We start from the raw sequence: 1,460 nt of genomic DNA, 5'->3' as shown, positions 1-1,460 counted from the left end.
GTGAGGCCGGTGAGGAAGCCCTCGCGGTCCCCGCCGATCACGGCGGCGCGGTGGTGGAAGGCGGTGCGGGTGGTGGCGAGGGAGTGGGCCACGTCCACCGGGGACAGTTCGGTGTTGGCCTCGACGTGCTCCAGCAGGCGCTGGGCCTGGGCCCGTACCGCCTTCGGGGTCCGGCCGGAGAGCAGCCACGGCAGAACGGCAGGCTCCTCGGTCCGCTGCACCGAGACGGTCGGCGCATCGGGGGCCTGTTCGAGGATGACGTGGGCGTTGGTGCCGCTGATCCCGAATGCGGAGACGGCGGCGCGGCGGGGCTCGCCGGTCTCCGGCCAGGCCATGGCCTCGGCGAGGAGTTCGACCGTACCCGCCGACCAGTCGATGTGGGGGGAGGCCTCGTCGACGTGGAGGGTCTTGGGGAGGAGGCCGTGCTGCATGGCCAGGATCATCTTGATGACGCCGGCGACGCCGGCGGCGGCCTGGGTGTGGCCGATGTTGGACTTGACGGAGCCGAGCTGCAGCGGGCGGCCGTCGGGGCGGTCCTGGCCGTAGGTGGCGATGAGGGCCTGGGCCTCGATGGGGTCACCGAGCTTGGTGCCGGTGCCGTGCGCCTCGATCGCGTCGACCTGGCCGGCCGTCAGGCCCGCGTTGGCCAGGGCCTGGCGGATGACGCGCTGCTGGGACGGACCGTTGGGGGCGGTCAGCCCGTTGCTGGCACCGTCCTGGTTGACCGCACTGCCCCGGACCACGGCCAGCACCTGGTGGCCGTTGCGCTCGGCGTCGGAGAGCCGCTCCACCAGGAGCATGCCGACGCCCTCGCCCCAGCCGGTCCCGTCCGCGGCGGCGGCGAACGCCTTGCAGCGGCCGTCCTCGGCGAGACCGCGCTGACGGCTGAACGCGACGAAGGCGGCCGGGGTGGACATGACGGTGACGCCGCCCGCGAGGGCGAGGTCGCACTCGCCGTTGCGCAGGGCCTGGGCGGCCATGTGCAGGGCGACCAGGGACGCCGAGCACGCGGTGTCCACGGTGATGGCCGGGCCTTCCAGCCCCATGGTGTAGGAGATGCGGCCGGAGACGACGCTCGCCGCCGTACCGGTCCCCATGTAGCTCTCGACCTCTTCGGGCGCATGCTGCAGGAGCCCGGTGTAGTCCTGGCCGTTGGTGCCGGTGAACACGCCGGTCCGGCTGCCGCGGAGGGTCGCCGGGTCGATGCCCGCCCGCTCCACCGTCTCCCAGGAGGTCTCCAGCAGCAGGCGCTGCTGCGGGTCCATGGCGAGGGCCTCGAACGGGCTGATGCCGAAGAAGTCGGCGTCGAAGCGGGTCGCGTCGGCCAGGAAGCCACCCTCCCGGACGTAACTGCTGCCGGCCTGGTCGGGGTCGGAGCTGAAGAGGGTGTCGAGGTCCCAGCCGCGGTCGGTGGGGAAGGCGGTGATGGCGTCGGAGCCGTTGGCGAGGAGGTGCCAGAA

The 1,460-nt window shown here is 73.0% G+C and carries 1 protein-coding gene; it reads right to left on the bottom strand.

Going from position 1 to position 1,460, the window contains the following annotated elements; translation table 11 throughout:
* Positions 1-1,460, bottom strand: a 1,460-nt coding sequence (locus tag ACGF12_RS38560) for a type I polyketide synthase (RefSeq protein ID WP_393041330.1), incomplete at both ends; no start/stop codon positions are given.

Origin of the sequence: Kitasatospora sp. NPDC048296, from assembly GCF_043201815.1 — a bacterium.
Lineage (GTDB): Bacteria > Actinomycetota > Actinomycetes > Streptomycetales > Streptomycetaceae > Kitasatospora.
This window is presented reverse-complemented; position numbering and strand designations above follow the sequence as displayed.